The organism is Paenarthrobacter ilicis, from assembly GCF_016907545.1.
Classification (GTDB): domain Bacteria; phylum Actinomycetota; class Actinomycetes; order Actinomycetales; family Micrococcaceae; genus Arthrobacter; species Arthrobacter ilicis.
Window position 1 is genome coordinate 1364636 of record NZ_JAFBCD010000001.1, and the last position, 18751, is coordinate 1383386.

General features: G+C 63.9%; 16 protein-coding genes. 14 read left to right on the top strand and 2 right to left on the bottom strand.

Translation table 11 applies throughout. The features are described from left to right. Positions 1–24 precede the first annotated feature (24 nt). Positions 25–1533 (bottom strand): LCP family glycopolymer transferase, encoded by a 1509-nt coding sequence (locus JOE60_RS06235; protein ID WP_167264765.1) that lies wholly within the window; start codon positions 1531–1533, stop codon positions 25–27. Between the two features lie 26 nt (positions 1534–1559). Between JOE60_RS06235 and JOE60_RS06240 the strand changes: the two genes are divergently transcribed. The 11 genes from JOE60_RS06240 to JOE60_RS06290 all read left to right on the top strand — a co-directional run bounded on the left by JOE60_RS06240 (position 1560) and on the right by JOE60_RS06290 (position 14159). Further along, positions 1560–2504 (top strand): cytochrome c oxidase assembly protein, encoded by a 945-nt coding sequence (locus JOE60_RS06240; protein ID WP_208381270.1) that lies wholly within the window; start codon positions 1560–1562, stop codon positions 2502–2504. 13 nt (positions 2505–2517) lie between these two features. Then, positions 2518–3681: an AI-2E family transporter gene (locus tag JOE60_RS06245; RefSeq protein WP_167264766.1), complete on the top strand. Its 1164-nt coding sequence runs from the start codon at positions 2518–2520 to the stop codon at positions 3679–3681. Positions 3682–3721: 40 nt separating this feature from the next. Further along, positions 3722–4018, top strand: a complete 297-nt coding sequence (gene gatC / locus JOE60_RS06250; RefSeq protein ID WP_167264767.1) for an Asp-tRNA(Asn)/Glu-tRNA(Gln) amidotransferase subunit GatC — start codon at positions 3722–3724, stop codon at positions 4016–4018. A gap of 5 nt (positions 4019–4023) precedes the next feature. Continuing rightward, positions 4024–5577 carry an Asp-tRNA(Asn)/Glu-tRNA(Gln) amidotransferase subunit GatA gene (gene gatA, locus JOE60_RS06255; protein WP_167264768.1) on the top strand — a complete coding sequence of 518 codons (1554 nt, stop codon included), beginning with the start codon at positions 4024–4026 and terminating at the stop codon, positions 5575–5577. Next, positions 5577–7085, top strand: a complete 1509-nt coding sequence (gene gatB, locus JOE60_RS06260; protein ID WP_167264769.1) for an Asp-tRNA(Asn)/Glu-tRNA(Gln) amidotransferase subunit GatB — start codon at positions 5577–5579, stop codon at positions 7083–7085. The genes gatA and gatB overlap by 1 nt, the downstream gene beginning before the upstream one ends. Before the next feature lie 104 nt (positions 7086–7189). After that, entirely contained in the window at positions 7190–7753 is a 564-nt protein-coding gene (locus tag JOE60_RS06265; RefSeq protein WP_167264770.1) for a hypothetical protein, read from the top strand. Positions 7754–8103: 350 nt separating this feature from the next. Further along, positions 8104–9135, top strand: a complete 1032-nt coding sequence (locus JOE60_RS06270; protein ID WP_167264771.1) for an ABC transporter permease — start codon at positions 8104–8106, stop codon at positions 9133–9135. A 41-nt stretch (positions 9136–9176) separates the two neighbouring features. Further along, the gene (locus JOE60_RS06275; RefSeq protein ID WP_167264772.1) at positions 9177–10100 is read left to right on the top strand and encodes a carbohydrate ABC transporter permease; all 924 of its coding nucleotides are present in this window, start codon (positions 9177–9179) and stop codon (positions 10098–10100) included. A 57-nt stretch (positions 10101–10157) separates the two neighbouring features. Further along, on the top strand, positions 10158–11816 hold the full coding sequence (locus JOE60_RS06280) for a type 2 periplasmic-binding domain-containing protein (RefSeq protein ID WP_167264773.1): 1659 nt from the start codon (positions 10158–10160) through the stop codon (positions 11814–11816). A gap of 61 nt (positions 11817–11877) precedes the next feature. Further along, entirely contained in the window at positions 11878–12948 is a 1071-nt protein-coding gene (locus tag JOE60_RS06285) for a LacI family DNA-binding transcriptional regulator (RefSeq protein WP_167264774.1), read from the top strand. 26 nt (positions 12949–12974) lie between these two features. Further along, complete coding sequence (locus JOE60_RS06290; protein WP_167264775.1) at positions 12975–14159, top strand: Gfo/Idh/MocA family protein; 1185 nt, start codon at positions 12975–12977, stop codon at positions 14157–14159. Between the two features lies 1 nt (position 14160). On the opposite strand, the gene JOE60_RS06295 is transcribed toward JOE60_RS06290, so the two are convergent. Continuing rightward, positions 14161–15090, bottom strand: coding sequence for a LysR family transcriptional regulator (locus JOE60_RS06295; RefSeq protein ID WP_167264776.1), 930 nt, complete (start codon positions 15088–15090; stop codon positions 14161–14163). A gap of 107 nt (positions 15091–15197) precedes the next feature. Between JOE60_RS06295 and tdh the strand changes: the two genes are divergently transcribed. From tdh to JOE60_RS06310, 3 genes are all read left to right on the top strand, one after another. After that, positions 15198–16244, top strand: coding sequence for an L-threonine 3-dehydrogenase (gene tdh, locus JOE60_RS06300; RefSeq protein ID WP_167264777.1), 1047 nt, complete (start codon positions 15198–15200; stop codon positions 16242–16244). A gap of 37 nt (positions 16245–16281) precedes the next feature. Then, on the top strand, positions 16282–17475 hold the full coding sequence (locus tag JOE60_RS06305; protein WP_167264778.1) for a glycine C-acetyltransferase: 1194 nt from the start codon (positions 16282–16284) through the stop codon (positions 17473–17475). 175 nt (positions 17476–17650) lie between these two features. Further along, positions 17651–18748, top strand: a complete 1098-nt coding sequence (locus JOE60_RS06310) for an NAD(P)/FAD-dependent oxidoreductase (RefSeq protein ID WP_167264779.1) — start codon at positions 17651–17653, stop codon at positions 18746–18748. The last annotated feature ends 3 nt before the right edge of the window (positions 18749–18751 follow it).

Sequence of the window (18751 nt, forward strand, 5' to 3'; positions counted from 1 at the left end):
TTCCGCCTCAAGAACGGCAAATGGTCAGCCCAGCGGGTTAGTAGCCTGGCAGGTCTGGTCATTTGCCGTTTGTGCGGGCACCGTCACCGGGGCCGGAGTTGGTTTGTCGCCGGTAGCGAAGTCCTCCCCGGCGTACAGCTGGACACCCTGGATGGTGGTCACTTCCTGCACGCTGGATGCCGGCAATCCGAACATGGCGGCAACATCGGCCGCTACATCCTCGAATCCGGCCTGGTAGTACACCATGGTCTGCGCACGGGTCTGGCCCTGGATGCGTGCAGTCTGGGTATAGCCGGCCGTGGTGAGTGTGGCAGCAATATCGTTGGCCCGGCCGGTGACGCCAGTGCCGTTGGCAACGCTGATGGGCTGGAGGGCTTTGTCATAGGCAGGCGTGGCGGCGGGACTCTGGGGCGCTTGCGATGGCGTTCCGGCCTGTGACAGGTCGGCGCTGTTCCGGAGTGCGGAGATCAGGTTGGAGGCTGCGGGCTCTTCCAACGCCAGCCGGTTCGGATCCGACGGCGCAGGCACCGTGGGAACCGTGATGAAGTTGACCTTGGCGGGGTCGATGTTCTTCAGGCGGTCCGCGATGGTCAGCAAAGAGGGCACTGAAGCCAGCCCGGTGTCGACCGTGAGGTTCTTGGTCATGGTGTCCGCGATGCCCAGGAGCTTCTGGGGATCGCCCAGGGTTCCCTCAGACTTCAATTTCCTGGTCAGGGAGCCAAGGAAGGACTGCTGGGCCTGGATACGGCCCAAATCGCCGCCGTCGGCAAAGGCGTGCCGGGTCCGGAGGAACGCCAGGGCTTGGTCGCCCTCAACCTCGGACGTCCCCTTGGGGAGGCGCAGGCCCGAGTCGGGATCGTAGACGGCGGCATTGACGCACACATCCACCCCGCCCACCGCAGTGGACAGTTCCTTCACGGCGTTGAAGTCGGCCATCATGAAGTGGTCCACTTCAAAACCGGTCAGCTTGTTGACGGTGTCCACGGCACAGCCAATGCCGGCTTCCGCCATGGCACTGTTGATCATGGCGTCCTGGCGTTCCGCATGTTGCTGGTTGGTTGACTGGTCCTTGCACGCGGGAACATCCACCAACAGGTCCCGGGGGAAGCTGATCACGTTGACGTTGTTGTTGTCCGCGGAGATATCCACCAGCATCATCACATCGGACTGCCCGTAGCCCGCGGACTGGTCCTCGCCGCCGTACTGGCCGTTTTTCCCGCTGCGGGTGTCGCTGCCCAGCACCAGGATCTGCAAGCGGTCCTTCCGGTCATCAACAGGGCCTTCTGTCCGCTGGCCGCCGGCGCCCAAGGACGTGGTGGAGATGTTCGACTGAAGGCGCCACAACCAGTAGCCCCCGAAGCACAGGACGCCCAGCACCACAGCGGCAACCACAATCACGCCGATGCGGAGCCAGCGTGGACGTCTCCGGGCGGGAGACGCTGCGCTTCCCTCTACCAGATTCCCCTGTCCGGGGTAGCGGGCTGGACTGCCATCCGGGGAGCTGGCATCGGGGCTCTGGTGGCGACCGATCACAAGGCTGGCCTTTCCTAGGGAACCAAATGCACCATGCTACGGACCAAATCTGGGAAATTCCCAAGGACGCCGCTGGGGCCTACCATGGCTCTGTGCCGCCCCTTGACGTCCTTTTCAGTGCCTGGCAGATCGACTGGGCAGCCGTGAGCATGATCGTGGTTTTCGGCGTGCTCTACGCGTTGGGCCTCCGGCGGGCATCACACTCCGGCCACCGGTGGCCGTGGTGGCGGACCACCGCGTTCTACCTCCTGGGCTTGGGATCGCTGGCAATCCTCACCTGCGGGTTCACAGGGGTTTACGGTGGCGAACTCCGGTGGGCGTTCACCGTGAAAGTCTCCCTGTTGCTCTTTGTGGTTCCCCTCCTGATCGGAATGGGCCGGCCCATCTCCCTGGCGCGGGCCGCACTGCCTGCCGCAGGCGCAGGCCGGCTGAAGTCCGTCCTTGCCCATCCAGCACTTCGCTTCTTCAGTAACTCACTTGCCGCGCCGCTTATTGGTCTGGCGCTCTTTTCCACCTTCCTGACGCCGGCATTCCACACCTTGCGGACTGACCCCACCGCCAGTGCACTGGTGACGATTCTTGTTCCCCTGGTTGGCCTGCTCATGGCGCTTCCCATCGTGGAAGAGGCTGATTTCCAGCGTTCCAGCGCATTCATCACGCTGGAATTCGTGTTTGTCTTCATCGAACTCCTGGTGGACGCAGTCCCGGGAATCCTCCTGCGACTCAACGGGGAAGTCCTGGACAACGTCATGAGCACAGCATCCCCGCTGGCGTGGTTCCCGGATGCCCTGCGGGACCAGCAACTGGCCGGGGACGCCCTGTGGTTCATCTGCGAAGCAGTTGACCTGCCGCTCATCATCCTCATGTTCATCCGCTTCTCCAGGAGCGACAAACGCGAAGCCCGCAGCTTCGAAACCCTGACTGACCAACAACTGGCTGAATTGAACGCCGCGCACCTGCGCAGGCGCTGAAAAGGAGTCCGCCATGCCTGATCTTCGCTCCGGACTTCCGCCAGTGTGGGCTGACAGCCTGGGCCGGGCCAGCATCCGATCCCTGCAAGTACTCATGGTGGGCGCTTTGGCGTGGGCCACGGTATGGGCGTTGACCCGGGTTCCCCTGGTACTGATACCCCTGACTCTTGCACTGATACTTGCCGCCGCCATCGCCCCGCTGGTGCGTTGGCTGACACTCCACGGCTGGCCCCGGGCGCTCGCCGTTCTGGCGTCGTTCGTGGGCATCCTGGCCGTTTTCGGCGGCATCGTCACCGGCATCGTTTTCCTCATCCGGGCGCAATCCAAAGACCTCACCGCGAAGGCGATTGCCGGCGTCGACCGTTTGCACGAATTCCTGAACTCCGGGCCGGTTCCCGTCAGCGACGCCCAGATCGACGCGACCCGCGAATCCGTCCAGCATTTCTTCCTCTCCAGTTCCTTCGGCACGGAGGCACTGACGGGTGCCCGGACCCTCGGCGAGATCCTGGCCGGCATGGTGCTCATGGCCGTGATCCTGTTCTTCTTCCTCAAAGATGGACAAAAGATCCGGAATTTCCTGATCGGTTTCCTGCCGGTCAGCCGGCAATCCACGGCTCACCGGGCCATGGACAACAGTGCCGTGGTGCTGGGCGGTTACGTCCGCGGAACAGCGATCGTCGCGGCCACCGATGGAATCATCGTGGGCGTTGCCCTGGCGATCCTCGGCGTTCCGTTGGCACTGCCGTTGGGAGTATTCGTGTTCATCGGCGGGTTCATTCCCATCATTGGAGCCACGGCAGCGGGCACGCTCGCGGTGGCCGTCGCACTGATCTCCAACGGTCCGGTGACGGCGCTCATTGTCCTGGCCGTGGTGATCGGGGCCAACCAGCTGGAGCACCACCTCCTCCAACCCGTCCTGATGGGCCGCGTCCTGAGCATCCACGGCCTGGCGATCCTCTTGGCTCTGGCTGCGGGGACCATGATCGCCGGGATCGTCGGGGCACTGCTTGCTGTCCCCGTCACCGCTGTGGCATGGACCGTGTTCAAGACCCTGACCGGCCGCGACCAACCACTGGATACGGGCCGCGACCAACCAGTGGAGTTCGGCCAGGAGGCAACCGCCGGGAGGACTGGCGACGGCGGCGGGACCGTCAGCGCGCCGACGCAAGGCAAGTAGACTGGTTCGGAAAACCATTTGAACTTTGCAGGGGAGATCCATGGCTGCGATCAACCGTGACGACGTCGCGCATCTTGCGCGTCTGGCTCACATTGAAATGAGTGCCGAAGAACTGGACAGGATGGCCGGCGAGCTCGCCGTCATCGTCGATTCGGTGAAGTCCGTCAGCGAAGCCGCGGGGGAGGACGTGCCCGCCACGTCGCACCCGATTCCGTTGACCAACGTGTTCCGCGAAGACGTTGTGGGCCACACGTTCACGGCCGAGCAGGCGTTGTCCGGTGCTCCGGATGCTTACGAGAACCGTTTCAAGGTCCCGGCAATCCTGGATGAGGACTAATCACCATGACTGAGCTGAACAACGAACTCATCCGGCACTCCGCTGCTGACCTCGCGGCCAAGCTGGCCGCCCGCGAGGTATCCGCCGTCGAGGTGACACAGGCGCACCTTGACCGCATCGCCCTGGTGGATGGTCAGGTGAATGCCTTCCTGCACGTCAACAGCGAAGAAGCCCTGGCTGTTGCCGCCGAGGTTGACTCTGCACGCGCCGCTGGAGGTTCCGCCGCCGAAGAGCTGCACGCGCTCGCCGGCGTGCCCATCGCCGTGAAGGACCTGATCGTCACCATCGGCCAGCCCACCACGGCCGGTTCGAAGATCCTCGAGGGCTGGCACAGCCCGTACGACGCCACCGTGGTGAAGAAGCTGCGCGCGGCCAAAATGCCTATCCTGGGCAAGACCAACCTGGACGAATTCGCCATGGGTTCCTCCACGGAGCACTCGGCCTACGGCCCCACCCGCAACCCGTGGGACCTGGACCGCATTCCGGGCGGTTCGGGCGGTGGCTCCGCTGCCGCCGTCGCAGCCTTCGAGGCTCCGCTGGCCCTTGGCACGGACACCGGCGGCTCCATCCGCCAGCCGGGTGCCGTCACTGGAACCGTCGGCATGAAGCCGACATACGGTGCTGTGTCCCGTTACGGTGCCATTGCCATGGCGTCGTCGCTGGACCAGATCGGCCCGGTTTCCCGCACGGTGCTGGACTCTGCCCTGCTGCAGGAAGTCATTGGCGGGCACGATCCCTTCGACTCCACGTCCTTGACCGATCCGTTCACCAACCTCGTCGCTGCGGCGCGGGTGGGCAACGTTGCGGGCATGAAAATCGGCATCATCAAGGAACTGCACGGCGAGGGCTACCAGGCCGGCGTCGAGAACCGGTTCAACGAGTCCCTTGAACTCCTCAAGGATGCCGGTGCGGAAATCGTTGAGGTTTCCTGCCCCAACCTGAAGTACGCCCTGGGTGCCTACTACCTGATCATGCCGTCTGAGGTGTCCAGCAACCTGGCCAAGTTCGACGGCGTGCGCTTCGGTTTGCGTGTCCTGCCCAAGGACGGCCCCATGACCATCGAACGCGTCATGGCCGCCACCCGCGCCGCAGGCTTCGGTGACGAAGCCAAGCGCCGCATCATCCTGGGCACCTATGCCCTGAGCGCTGGGTACTACGACGCCTACTACGGTTCGGCCCAGAAGGTCCGCACCCTGATCCAGCGCGACTTCGACGCCGCGTTTGCCCAGGCCGACGTCCTGATCTCGCCCACGGCGCCCACCACGGCGTTCAAGCTGGGGGAGAAGCTGGACGATCCCCTGGCTATGTACCTGAACGATGTCGCCACCATTCCCGCCAACCTTGCCGGCATCCCCGGCCTGTCGTTGCCCGGCGGCCTGGCCGACGAAGACGGCTTGCCGGTCGGCATCCAGTTGCTGGCCCCGGCCCGCGAAGATGCACGGCTTTACCGTGCGGGCGCCGTCCTCGAATCCATGCTGGAAGAGAAGTGGGGCGGCCCGCTGCTCTCCAAGGCACCTGCTCTTGGTGCAGTATCCAACACCGCCGGAGGTTCCAACTAATGTCCGTCGACGCAACCCTGAGCTTCGAAGAGGCCATGGAGAAGTACGATCCCGTCCTGGGGTTTGAGGTTCACGTGGAGCTCAACACCAAGACCAAGATGTTCTCCTCAGCGCCCAACGTCTTCGGTGACGAGCCGAACACCAACGTCAACGAGGTTGACCTGGGCATGCCCGGAGTTCTGCCGGTGGTCAACAAGACCGCAGTGGAGTCGTCCATCAAGATCGGCCTTGCCCTGAATTGCAAGATCGCCGAGTCCTGCCGCTTTGCCCGGAAGAACTACTTCTACCCGGACACCCCCAAGAACTTCCAGACCTCGCAGTACGACGAGCCGATCGCTTACGACGGCTACATCGACATCGAGCTGGAGGACGGCACGGTGTTCCGCGTGGAGATCGAGCGCGCCCACATGGAGGAAGACGCCGGGAAGCTCACCCACATGGGTGGCGCTGCGGGTCGTATCCAGGGCGCCGACTACTCCCTGGTGGATTACAACCGTTCCGGCGTTCCGCTGGTGGAAATCGTGACCAAGCCGATCGAGGGTGCCGGAAGCCGTGCGCCTGAGCTCGCCAAGGCCTACGTCGCAGCCATCCGCGAGATCGTCAAGAACCTCGGCGTGTCCGATGCCAAGATGGAGCGCGGCAACGTCCGTTGCGACGCCAACGTGTCCCTGCGCCCGCACGGCCGGGAACGGTTCGGCATCCGGTCCGAAACCAAGAACGTCAACTCGCTGCGCGCCGTCGAGCACGCCGTCCGTTACGAAATCCAGCGGCACGCCGCCGTTCTGGATTCCGGCGAGCCGGTCATCCAGGAAACGCGCCACTGGCACGAGGACACACGTTCGACGACGTCGGGCCGGCCCAAGTCCGACGCTGACGATTACCGCTACTTCCCGGAGCCGGACCTGGTTCCCGTTGTCGCTTCCCGCGAATGGGTGGAAGAGCTCCGCGCAACACTTCCCGAGCCGCCGGCCGAGCGCCGCAAGCGACTCAAGGAATCCTGGGGCTACTCGGACCTGGAATTCCGCGATGTCGTCAATGCCGGCGTCATGGATTCCATCGAAGAGACCATCGCAGCCGGTGCGTCGGCGGACGTCGCCCGCAAGTGGTGGATGGGCGAGATCGTTGGCCGCGCCAAGGTTGCGGACGTCGATCCCGCTGAACTGGGTGTCACCCCGCAGGTCATCGTGGAGCTGAACAAGCTGGTTGAAAACGGCAAGATCAACAACAAGATGGCAACCCAGGTCCTGGATGGCGTGCTCGCCGGCGAGGGAACCCCGGAAGAGATCATCGAGAAGCGCGGCTTGGCCGTGGTGTCCGACGACGGCCCCCTGCTGGAAGCCATCGACGCCGCCCTCGCCGCACAGCCGGACGTTGCTGAGAAGATCCGTGGCGGCAAGGTCCAGGCCATTGGCGCAATCGTTGGCGGTGTCATGAAGGCCACCCGTGGCCAGGCCGATGCCGGACGTGTCCGCGAACTCATCCTTGAGAAGCTGGGTGTCCAGGGCTGAACCCTCTCCATCGGAGCAGGCCGCAGTGATCACTGCGGCCTGCTCTTGTTGTGTTGTGTAAGTACCTGTTGTGGTCTGCCCGGTTGCAGGCGCAGGATGGATGCATGGCCACTCTTGCACCAAGCCTTCGGCAGGGCCTGATCGCAGGTGCGATCGCCCTGGCATTGACCGGTGGCGGTGCCGCCGCCGTGTGGGCGGGCACCCAGCCCAGCCCGTCGCCGTCGGGCTCCACAACCTTGCCCAGTGCTGCCCCGTCGTCGTCCGCCAAAGCCAACCCCGCTGAGGGCCGTGGCCAGTCAATCCACGGCGAGCACGTGGTGAAGCAGGCGGACGGGAGTTTCCGGACCATCCTGACGCAGGCCGGCACCATCGAATCCGTGAACGCCACGGACCTGACCGTGAAGAGCGCGGATGGATTCACGCAGCGCTATGTCATCAACGGTGACACCCGCATCCTCAAACTGCCGGCGGACGCTTCCGGGCAGCGGCAGGGCAAGGGCAAGCCGACCCTGCCATCGGCAACCGTTGCCGACCTCAAAACTGGAGACACCGTACGCGTGGGTGGCGTGAAGAACGGCGACACCGTGACGGCCACCAAGGTCGCAGTCGGTGAACTGCCAGGCGGACTCTTGGGCCACGGCCACCGTCGGGGACACGGGCCGCACTGACCCTGCGGCCAACCCCGCACCCTTTCCCGCCGTCCGCACCCTTTCCCGCCGTCCGCACCCCTTCGGCGGTGACCTCGCACCCCTTTCCGCCGTGTGCTCCGGGTCTTACGGGTGCGCCCGGCGGGAACGTCCGCGGCGATCCCACGGTTTAGCCCAAGAATCCGGGCCTTGCGCGCACACTGACTCGAAGCACATCCCACCCCGGCGCCGCGAAAGTGACAACTGGTGACTCCAGCGAGCACTTTCGATCAAGTTATTGCATTAACCGGCCTTCACCTTTATCTTTGTTAAACGGTTAACGAGCGTGGCCTGAATCACACAGTGAACGGCTCAACACTTGAGGAGACAGTATGAACACGACGACGGAACAGGCTCCGGCGCTCCCGGCAGCCCACCGCGTCACGGCGACGGCGCAACGGCGCGCTGCCGCCCGGGGCAAGAAGGGTAAGGCGAACAAACCCCCGCAGCAGAGTTTCCGTGCCCGGCTCCGGCGCGACAAGCAGATGCTCCTGATGATGGTCCCGGGGCTGGCGTTCCTGTTGCTCTTTTTTTACATCCCCATCCTGGGCAACGTCATCGCTTTCCAGGACTACCAGCCGTATCTGGGGATCGGCGACAGCCTGTGGGTGGGCTGGCAGAACTTCGTGGAGCTCTTCGGCAATCCGGACTTCATCCACGCATTCTGGAACACCCTCTACCTCGCGGCCTGGCAACTGGTGTTCCTGTTTCCGGTGCCGCTGGTCCTGGCGCTGATTGTGGACTCGTTGGTGAGCGCCCGGGTCCGCAGGATCTTCCAGAGCATCGCCTACCTGCCGCACTTCCTGTCATGGGTCCTGGTGATTGCCTTCTTCCAGCAGATGCTGGGCGGCGCCGGATTCGTGAACAACCTCCTGCGTGGCTGGGGGATGGATCCCATCCCGTTCATGACCAACCCGGAGTCTTTCCCGGTGATGGTGGTGGTCCAGATGATCTGGAAGGACGCCGGCTGGGCCATGATCATCTTCTTGGCCGCTTTGGCGAGCATCGACGCTTCCCTCTACGAGGCCGCGGCGGCAGATGGTGCCGGCCGCTGGCGCAGGATGTGGCACATCACCCTTCCGGGCCTTCGCCCCGTCATTGTCCTGCTCCTGATCCTGCGCATCGGGGACATTCTCTCGGTGGGATTCGAGCAGTTCATCCTGCAGCGCGATGCCGTCGGAGCCGGGGCGGCTGAAGTGCTGGACACCTTTACCTATTACACGGGCGTGGTGGGCGGCGGCTGGAGTTCGGGAGCTGCCGCAGGCTTGGCCAAGGGAGTGGTGAGCGCCCTGTTGATCTACGGAGCCAACAAACTTGCCCACCGCTTTGGCGAGGACGGCATCTTCGCGAAGCAGGTGCGCTGAATGCAACGCCAACCCACGCGGCCAACTCCAAGGAGAACCCCATGGCAACACTTCTGACAGGCAGGAAACAGCGGGAGTTGACGTACAACCCCAAGCGTCCGGTGTGGAAGGAAAAACCGTCAGCGCTGTATCAAACAGTCAAAGCAGTGGTTCTGATTGTTTTCAGCATCTCCATCCTGACGCCCATCCTGTTGGTGGTGTCGACCTCCCTGGCCGATACCGAACAACTGGTCAAAGCCGGCGGCTTCGTCCTCTGGCCGGAGAGGCCCACGCTGGAGGCCTACGCCACGATCTTCAAGGGACCCATGGTCCTGCAATCTCTGGGCGTCAGTGTGCTCATCACTGCGGTGGGTACCATTTTGGCGCTGTTCGTCACCATCACCATGGCCTATGCCACCAGCCGGACCGTGCTGTTCGGACGGCCGGTGATCCTGGCGGTCCTGTTCACCCTGCTGTTCGCGCCGGGCCTGATCCCATCGTTCCTCATGATCCGCCAACTGGGATTGCTGGATTCACTCTGGTCCCTGATCCTTCCGGGCATTTTCGGGGCCTTCAACTTCGTGGTGATGCGGTCCTTCTTCATGAACATTCCGGGGGAGTTGATTGAGAGTGCAAGGATCGACGGCGCCAACGACTGGCAGATTCTGTGGCGCATCGTCATGCCCTTGTCCAAGGCCGTGATCGCGGTGGTCGGGCTGTTCTACGCAGTGGGTTTCTGGAACTCGTTCTTCAACGCCCTCTTGTACATCAACGATCACAGTAAATGGCCCATCCAGCTGCTGCTCCGCAATTTCGTGGTGCAGGGAAGCGGCGCAGCGGACCAGTTGGGGATCACCACCACACCCCCACCGCAATCGATTCAGATGGCTGTGGTGGTGGTGGCCTTGGTGCCGATCCTGATGGTTTACCCGTTCCTCCAAAAACACTTTGCCAAGGGCGTCATCACCGGCGCCGTCAAGGGTTGACCGCGTCGGCGGTTTCCCCTAACAAACATGAATCAAATAACCAGAAAGGGTTATGCCATGACCAGCACCACCCCACAGGCTGGATTCAGCCGCCGCGGTTTCCTCGGCCTGGCCGGCCTGGCTGTCACCGCCGCAGGACTGTCCGCGTGCGGCGGGGGCGGCACCGGAAGCAGTGGAGGCGCTGCTGCCTCCGCGTCGGTGAAACTGCCCACGTACAAGGAATTCACGGGAGTCACCCCTGATTTGGCCGGCAACGCACAAGGCCTTCAAGCCGGCTATTTCAAACTGCCCACCCCGGTGCAGTCCGTCAAGGCGCCGCCGCTCAAGGGCAAGGTCACGGGCCTCACCGAAACCTTCGAAACCATGAGCCCCGGCATGAGGGACAATCCGTTCTGGCAGCGGCTGAACTCCAAGCTCGGCGGAGACCTTGAACTGCAGATCGCCGAGGACATCGGGGATGGCTATCCGGCCAAGTTCGCCACTGTGCTTGCCAGTAATGACCTTCCGGACCTGATGTGGGTTCCGCCCAACCAGGGCATTCCCAACATCGGCCCCATGCTGGAGGCCAAATTCCAGGACCTGACGCCGTACCTCTCCGGTGACGCCGTGCTGGAGTACCCCAACCTCGCCGCACTGAAGCCCGATTCCTGGAAGACCGCCGTCGTCAATGGCAAGATCTGGGGAGCCCCGATTCCCAGCACTCCCTTCGGGCAGGTGTACCTGGGCAACCATGACGCTTGGGCGAAAGTGGGTGGCTTCGAGGCCGGCAGCGCCGATGAATTCCTGGACAAGGCCAAGGAACTCACCCGTCCCGGCGAGCAGAAGTACGCTTTGGAGCCGGCATACGTCAACGCCCTCCACATGGTCACGGAGTGGTTTGGAGCCCCCAACAGCTGGGCGGTCAATAAGGACCGCACCCTGACCCACCTCTACGAAACCGACGAATACATGGCCGGCGTGGAGTTCACCGCGAAGATGTTTGCCGCCGGGGTGTTCTACCCGGATTCCAAGGCAACGGACATCCGGTCCCGCGTCGCCAACGGCAGCGTCGCCGCGCAGGTTGTGGTGGGTCCGCACGACCTCCGGAGCTACCGGGCCCTCAACAAGGACGCCGGCTTCGACATCCTGGTTCCGTTCAGCGCGGACGGCAAAGCCAAGCCGGTCTACGACATGGGCTACGGCACCGTTGGCTTCACTCCGTTCAAGAAGGCCGATGAGGGCCGGATCCGTGAATTGTTGGCGCTGGTGAACTACCTGTCGGCGCCGTTCGGAACGGTCGAGTACATGCAGAAGAACTTCGGTGAGGCAGGCCAGGATTACACCCTGGACGGTGCCGGAAATCCGGTGCGCACCGATGCCGGAACCACCAATGCGCCAGGATTGGTGTCGGCATTGAACATCATGTCCAGCCCGGAAAACGTCCTGTTCAACCCGGGGTTCGACGACGATACCCGCTACATCAGCCAGCAGGAATCGAAGCTCCTGGAGCTGGCGTGGCGCAATCCCACCAACGGCTCCTACTCGGACACCAACGCCAAAGTGGGAGCCAAGATCGGCAAGCAACTGCGGGACAAGGTGGTGGACATCATCACTGGCCGGGCCAAGATCGACGAACTCAAGGACGCCGTGAAGCGCTGGAAGAGTGAAGGCGGTGACAAGATGCGCGACGAGTACCAGGCCTCGTTGGACCCCAACGTGCCAGTCTTCCGGAGCTGACCGCTTTCAGGAGCTAGCCTCAAAGCAAAGGACCAACAGCACGTCACCAACAAGGGGAACCATGGCAAACGCGGGAAACACCGGAGTCCGACCCACCATTCGTATGGTGGCCGAATTGGCGGGCGTCTCTACGGCCACGGTTTCGTACGTCCTGTCGGGGAGGCGCGGCGACGGCGGTCCGGGCGTTTCGGATACGACGGCGGACAAGGTCAAGTCGGCAGCGGAGCAGCTGGGCTACCGCCCCAACCAGGCAGCAAGGGCCATCCGGACTGGACGAACCAATACGGTGATCCTGTCTCTGACCATGTTGTCCGATCCGTGGTCCTTGTCCGTGATCGAGGCCGTGCAGGCAGCAGCTGATCCGCTGGGAATCACACCGATGATCCTGGGCGACGCCGACTGGGTCAAAGTGCTCAGCACCCACAGCGCCGACGCCGTCTTTGTGGACGCGGTCCGTGCGGACCAGAGAGAGGCCTTGCGCAAGCTGGCTGACCACGGCACCACGCTGGTGGTGTTCGATGAAGGGCTGGAGGCCGAAGGGTTCGATGTGATCCGCTCCGTTGCGGCTCCCGGATGCCGGTTGGCCGTGGAGCATCTGCTTCAAAGCCACACGGAGATAGCGTGCATCACGCCGGCCACGGCCCGCGGCACTGCCGGGGGAACCCGGTACAGGGCCTACGCGGATGCCTTGGCCGGGGCCGGCGTTGCGGAACGCCCGGACCATGTGGGACTTTTCGATGGCACCAGCGCCGGGGCCTACGCTGCCGCAACCCGTTTGCTCAGCATGCCGGATCGCCCAACGGCCCTCTATGCCACCACGGATTACGCTGCGGTCAGCGCCATCAACGCAGCACAGAGGCTCGGCCTGGGGGTGGGCACGGACGTGGACATCATTGGCGTCGGCAACACCGTTGAGGGTGAGCGCATGTCGCCTTCCCTGAGCACTGTGGGTCCCGTGAACTTCTTCCAGACGCTGGCCGGGCTGCTGGTGAAAAGGGCGACCGGGCCGCAGGACACCCAGCGCCCGGCTGTCCTCGACTTCCCCTGGGAACTGTTCGTCCGTGAATCCGCGCCGCACCGCGGGCCCGTCGCTGCAACAGCGCACCGCGGGCCCGCCCCCAAACATACATAGAACTTCAGCAAAGGAATGAACACATCATGGAAAAGGATTTGAGGGTCGGGATCGTGGGTTTCGGCCTGCGCTCAGGGCTATGGAAGCACGCGCACAAACCCGGTCACGGCTCCGAAGTCACCGTTGTTTGCGACCTCAGCGAGCGTGGCCGTGCCGACGCCGCGGAAAAAATTCCCACGGCCCGCGTCACCGCTGATCTGGACGAACTGCTCGCCAGTGGCTTGGACGCGGTCCTGGTCCTGACCCCGGACAACCAGCACGCCGCCGTCGCTGTCCGGACCCTCACAGCAGGCATCCCCACCTTCTGCGAGAAGCCATTGGACATCACCGTTGAGGCTGCTGACCTGATCCTCACCACGGCCTACCAAACCGGCACGCGGTTGTATGTTGGCCACAACATGCGGCACATGCCGGTTGTAGTACAGATGCGCCAACTCATCGAAGACGGCAGGATCGGTGAAGTCAAAGCCGTGTGGTGCCGGCACTTTGTGGGCCATGGCGGTGACTACTACTTCAAGGACTGGCACGCCCAACGCGCCAACGTCACCTCGCTGCTGCTTCAAAAAGGCGCCCACGACATTGATGTGATCCACTGGCTTGCCGGTGGCTACACCAGGAGGGTGTCCGCCGTCGGAGACCTCGCTGTCTACGGAGGGGTGACCAACCGCGGCAACAATGCCGGCAAGCGCATGGGCGACTGGTTCTCGCTGGACAACTGGCCGCCTGCGGAGCAGACAGACCTGGCTGAGGTGATCGACGTCGAGGATATCTCCATGATGAACATGGTGCTGGACAACGGCGTGCTGGCGTCCTATCAGCAATGCCACTTCACTCCTGATTACTGGCGCAACTACACCGTGATCGGTACCAGGGGGCGGATCGAGAACATGGGGGATGGGCCTGGGGAGGCCATCCATGTGTGGACGTCGCGCACGTCCGGCCGTGGGGAGCCGGACCAAGTAGTCACCATCCTGGACGGTGACGGCGGGCACGGCGGCGCTGACCCGCGGCTGATCGAGGAGTTCCTGCACTTTGCCGGACATGGAGGCCGCACCCGGACCAGCCCGGTCGCGGCCCGGCAGGCAGTTGCGGCGGGTGTCTTGGCGGCGGAATCGCTCCGGGGCAACGGGTCCGCGCGGGAAGTGCCTGAGCTTCCCGCCGCACTGGTGGAGTACTTCGACTCCGGACAGCCCGCCTTGGTCCGCGACTGATTTAGTCGGGTGCCGAAAGCCCGGTCATGACGGTTTGAAGTGACTCGCAAACCGTCATGACCGATTTTCTTTTGAGGTTCTCCGGCCTGGCCAGGATGTCGATTTTGCGCACCGAATTCACTCCCGTCAGGGGCCGCAACACTACGCCCGAGTCCAGCACACGGCGGGCGGTAAACCGTGGGAGGAGCCCGATCGCCCCACCCGCGGAGACCAGCGCGGCCACCGTGGAGTAGTCATTGATGCGGTGCAGCACTTCTGCGGGGCGCCCGCTCACGGCCACGACGGAGGCGAGCACGTCCGCGGGGGAGTAGCCATCGCGGCTGGTCACCCATGGTTCATCCACGACGTCGGTGGGGTCCAGTTCGCGCCGCGCCGCGAGCGGGTGGGTGGCGGGCAGTGCGATGTCCAACGGCTCGTCAGCCAAGGGGATCACCGCCACTTTGTCTTCCGGCCACGGTGGACTGTTGTCCATCCTGTGCGCCAGCACCAGATCGTACCGGGCAACCAGGCCGGGAAAGTCCTCCTGGGCCACATCCTCATCGGACATCCGCAGCCTGGGCGACAAGCCGCCGTCGGACGCTCCTCCTGCTGCCAGGTGCGCCGCCAAGGGGGCGAACAACGCCTGGCCGGCGCTGTGGAAGGCGCTGACGCTGACGGGTGCGTCCGGGGCATCGTGGTACGCGCCGATGGCGGCCCGCGCATCAGCCATGGCATTGACGACGGCGGCTCCTGCCTCCGCGAGGACGCGTCCCGCATCCGTCAGCACCAGGGCGCGGCCCTCCTTGCGGGTGAGCGGCACATCCACGGACTTCTGGAGAAGGGTCAATTGCTGCGAAACGGCCGACGGCGTGACCATGAGGGTCTCGGCTACGGCCTTCACGCTGCCCAGGTCGCCGAGTTCCCGGAGCATCTGCAGCTGATGGATTTCCATTAGCAAATCCTAAATCGTTGATTGAGAAGAATCTAGTTGTGCTAAAGCATTGACGCGGCTCTAATGGATGCAGCAGCAGCGAACCAGCCCACGCAGTGAGGAATCCCATGAAGGCTCTCTACAAATCCGGACCCCACGAAGGGTTCGAACTGGTCGAACGTCCCGAGCCTGAAGCGGGGCCAAGTGACGTCAAAATCCGCGTGATGACCACGGGCATCTGTGGCACGGACCTGCATATCCAAAGCTGGGATGCGTGGGCGCAGGGCATGATCGAAACGCCCCTCATTGCCGGCCACGAGTTCTACGGCGAGGTCGTGGAAATTGGCGAGGACGTCCGCGACGTCAAGGTGGGAGACCGCGTCTCCGGCGAAGGCCACGTGGTCTGCGGAATCTGCCGCAACTGCCGTGCCGGTCGCCGCCAGATGTGCATCCACACGGTGTCCGTTGGCGTACAGCGCGATGGTGCGTTCGCCGAATACGTCGTCATTCCGGAGACCAACGTCTGGGTCCACCACGATGAGTCCGTCACCCCTGAGCTCGGCGCCATCTTCGATCCCTTCGGCAATGCAGTCCACACTGCCCTGAGCTTCCCGCTGGTCGGCGAGGACGTGCTCATCACCGGTGCCGGGCCCATCGGCCTGATGGCCATCGCCGTCGCACGCCACGCCGGTGCCCGGAAAATCGCCATCACGGATGTCTCCGCACCGCGCCTGGAGCTCGCCCGGCAGATGGGCGTGGACCTCGCCGTGGACGTCTCCAAAATGCGCGTCCGTGACGCACAGCAGGAACTGGGCATGCGCGAAGGATTCGATATCGGTCTGGAAATGTCGGGACACCCCACGGCCTTGCCTGAGATGATCAACAACATGAACCACGGCGGCCGCATCGCCATGCTGGGCCTTCCCAGCCAGTCCATCGACATCGACTGGGGCAAGGTTGTCACCCACATGCTCACCCTGAAGGGTATTTACGGCCGCGAAATGTTCGAGACCTGGTACGCCATGAGTGCCATGCTCTCCTCCAACCCCGTTCTGCACCGCAGCATCTCCGCCGTCGTCACGGACAAACTGCCGGCAACCGACTGGGAGAAGGGCTTCGGGATCGCACGCAACGGCACCGGCGGCAAAGTAGTCCTCGACTGGACCGAACTCTAAACGATCCCCCGACTTTCAGACGTACTGAGGAGAACCCATGTATTCAGCCATCAAAGACCAGTTGCAGGCCGAACTCGAGGAGATCCGCGGCGCCGGACTCTTCAAGACCGAACGCCACATCGATTCCCCACAGGCCAGCCACATTGCTGCCGGACAGCTGGGCCAGCCCGCCAACAAGGTCCTTAACTTCTGCGCCAACAACTACCTGGGCCTGGCCGACCACCCGGAGATCATTGCCGCCGCCAAGTCGGCCATGGATGAGCGCGGCTTCGGCATGGCGTCCGTCCGCTTCATCTGCGGCACCCAGGACCTCCACCTGGAACTCGAAACCCGCGTCTCCGCGTTCCTGGGCACCGAGGACACCATCCTGTTCTCCAGCTGCTTCGACGCCAACGGTGGCGTTTTCGAGTCCCTGTTCGGCCCCGAAGACGCCATCATCTCCGACTCCCTCAACCACGCCTCCATCATCGACGGCATCCGCCTGAGCAAGGCCAAGCGCTTCCGCTACGCCAACCAGGACATGGCAGACCTTGAGGCCAAGCTGGTGGAGGCTGAGGGTTCCCGCCGGAAGATCATCGTCACGGACGGCGTCTTCTCCATGGACGGCTACCTTGCCCCGCTGGAGGCAATCTGCGACCTCGCCGACAAGCACGACGCCCTGGTCATGGTGGACGACTCCCACGCCGTCGGCTTCATGGGTGCCACCGGCGCCGGAACCCCTGAGCACGCCGGCGTTTCGGAGCGCGTGGACATCTACACCGGCACCTTCGGCAAGGCCCTCGGCGGCGCCTCGGGTGGATACGTTTCCGGTCGTGGCGAGATCGTGGCCATGCTTCGCCAGAAGGCCCGCCCGTACCTGTTCTCCAACTCCCTGGCCCCGGCCATTGTTGCCGCCACCATCAAGGCGATCGAGCTGGTGCAGGAATCCGGCGAGCTCCGCACCCGCCTCTTCGAGAACGCGGCCCTGTTCCGCCGCCGCATGAACGAGGAAGGCTTCGAACTCCTCGACGGCGAACACGCCATCATCCCCGTGATGTTCGGCGATGCCGTGGTAGCTGCGAAGGTGGCTGACCAGATGCTCAACCACGGCGTCTTCGTCACTGCCTTCAGCTTCCCGGTGGTGCCGAAGGGCGTGGCCCGCATCCGCGTGCAGCTTTCTGCCGCGCACAGCGCGGACGACGTCGAAGCGTGCGTTCAGGCGTTCGTCAAGAGTCGCGCCGCCATCGCCTGACCGTCCCTCTCTCACATCCCGTCGTGTTCTGACCGTCCCTCTCTCACATCCCGTCGTGTTTGCCCCGTTCCTCTCTCACTTTCGTCAAGCAAGTGAGAGAGGGAGGGCCGTTTTGGGGGTGGGATGTGAGAGAGGGGCGGTTCGGGGTTGGGCGGGCTTCTGACAGGATGGACCCATGGCTTCGAATTATGATGTGGTAATCGTTGGCGGGGGTATCGGAGGACTGTCACTGGCGGCAGCTTTGGCCGGCAAGTGCACGGTCGCGTTGGTGGAGGCCGAGCAATCCCTGGCGTTCCACACGTCCTCACGCTCCGCCCGGCAGCTGATACCCAGTTACGGCCCGCCCGTGGTCCAGGAACTCACTGTCCGGACATTGGAGCTGTTGGGTGAACGCGATCTCCAGGCCCGGGAGCCCATCCTGACGCCCCGCGGTTTCATGCTGGTCGGCGACGAGGAGACAGTCCTGGCCGAGTCCAGCGGCAACATGCACCCCATCTCCCACGCGGAAGCACTGCGACTGTGCCCGGCCTTGGATCCGGAATCCTTCACCGCAGCGGGGCTGGACGACGGGTCCTTCGGGTGCAACGCGCCCCTCCTCCTGGAAGAGCACCGGAGTTCCGCCGAAGCCGCAGGCGTGGACATCATCACCGGCGCCAGGGTCCACTCGGCACAGCGGCTGGGGAGTGGCTGGCAGGTGGGCGCCGGGACGGAAGCCTTCCAGTCCGCCGTCGTGGTTAACGCGGCCGGCGCCTGGGCGGACGAGTTGGCTGTGATCAGTGGCGTCGAAAAGCTGGGACTGCAGCCGTACCGGCGGACCGCCGCCGTGGTGAATGTGGACAACCCGTTATCCGCGGAAACGCCCATGGTGTGCGCCGCCGACGATTCCTTTTACTTCCGGGCGGAGGGCAACCAAGTGTTGATTTCGCCGTCGGAATCCGTTCCCAGCGGCCCTGAGGACGCCAAACCGTATCCGGGCGACGTGGAGAAACTGGTCACGATGCTGAACGGGGTTACCACCCTGGGTATCGGCTCCGTGGATCATGCGTGGACTGGGCTCCGCACCGAGGCTGCGGATGGAATTCCGGTGGTGGGGTTCGACGCCGAGGCGCGCGGCTTCTTCTGGTTGGCCGGACAGGGCGGGTACGGATTCCAGACGTCCTCTGCGATAGCTGAGCTGGCGGCCCGCATCATCCTGGACGACGTTCCGGAAGACAGTCCGGAATCCCGGACAGCGGAGCAGCTGGCAGCCATCCGTTGGTCCATCCGGCGCTGAACA

Bases quoted from the DNA above. Each gene is read 5' to 3' on its own strand.
- JOE60_RS06240 (WP_208381270.1), top strand. From the start codon at position 1,560: ATGCACCATGCTACGGACCAAATCTGGGAAATTCCCAAGGACGCCGCT.
- JOE60_RS06245 (WP_167264766.1), top strand. From the start codon at position 2,518: ATGCCTGATCTTCGCTCCGGACTTCCGCCAGTGTGGGCTGACAGCCTG.
- gatC (WP_167264767.1), top strand. From the start codon at position 3,722: ATGGCTGCGATCAACCGTGACGACGTCGCGCATCTTGCGCGTCTGGCT.
- gatA (WP_167264768.1), top strand. From the start codon at position 4,024: ATGACTGAGCTGAACAACGAACTCATCCGGCACTCCGCTGCTGACCTC.
- gatB (WP_167264769.1), top strand. From the start codon at position 5,577: ATGTCCGTCGACGCAACCCTGAGCTTCGAAGAGGCCATGGAGAAGTAC.
- JOE60_RS06265 (WP_167264770.1), top strand. From the start codon at position 7,190: ATGGCCACTCTTGCACCAAGCCTTCGGCAGGGCCTGATCGCAGGTGCG.
- JOE60_RS06270 (WP_167264771.1), top strand. From the start codon at position 8,104: ATGAACACGACGACGGAACAGGCTCCGGCGCTCCCGGCAGCCCACCGC.
- JOE60_RS06275 (WP_167264772.1), top strand. From the start codon at position 9,177: ATGGCAACACTTCTGACAGGCAGGAAACAGCGGGAGTTGACGTACAAC.
- JOE60_RS06280 (WP_167264773.1), top strand. From the start codon at position 10,158: ATGACCAGCACCACCCCACAGGCTGGATTCAGCCGCCGCGGTTTCCTC.
- JOE60_RS06285 (WP_167264774.1), top strand. From the start codon at position 11,878: ATGGCAAACGCGGGAAACACCGGAGTCCGACCCACCATTCGTATGGTG.
- JOE60_RS06290 (WP_167264775.1), top strand. From the start codon at position 12,975: ATGGAAAAGGATTTGAGGGTCGGGATCGTGGGTTTCGGCCTGCGCTCA.
- JOE60_RS06295 (WP_167264776.1), bottom strand. From the start codon at position 15,090: ATGGAAATCCATCAGCTGCAGATGCTCCGGGAACTCGGCGACCTGGGC.
- tdh (WP_167264777.1), top strand. From the start codon at position 15,198: ATGAAGGCTCTCTACAAATCCGGACCCCACGAAGGGTTCGAACTGGTC.
- JOE60_RS06305 (WP_167264778.1), top strand. From the start codon at position 16,282: ATGTATTCAGCCATCAAAGACCAGTTGCAGGCCGAACTCGAGGAGATC.
- JOE60_RS06310 (WP_167264779.1), top strand. From the start codon at position 17,651: ATGGCTTCGAATTATGATGTGGTAATCGTTGGCGGGGGTATCGGAGGA.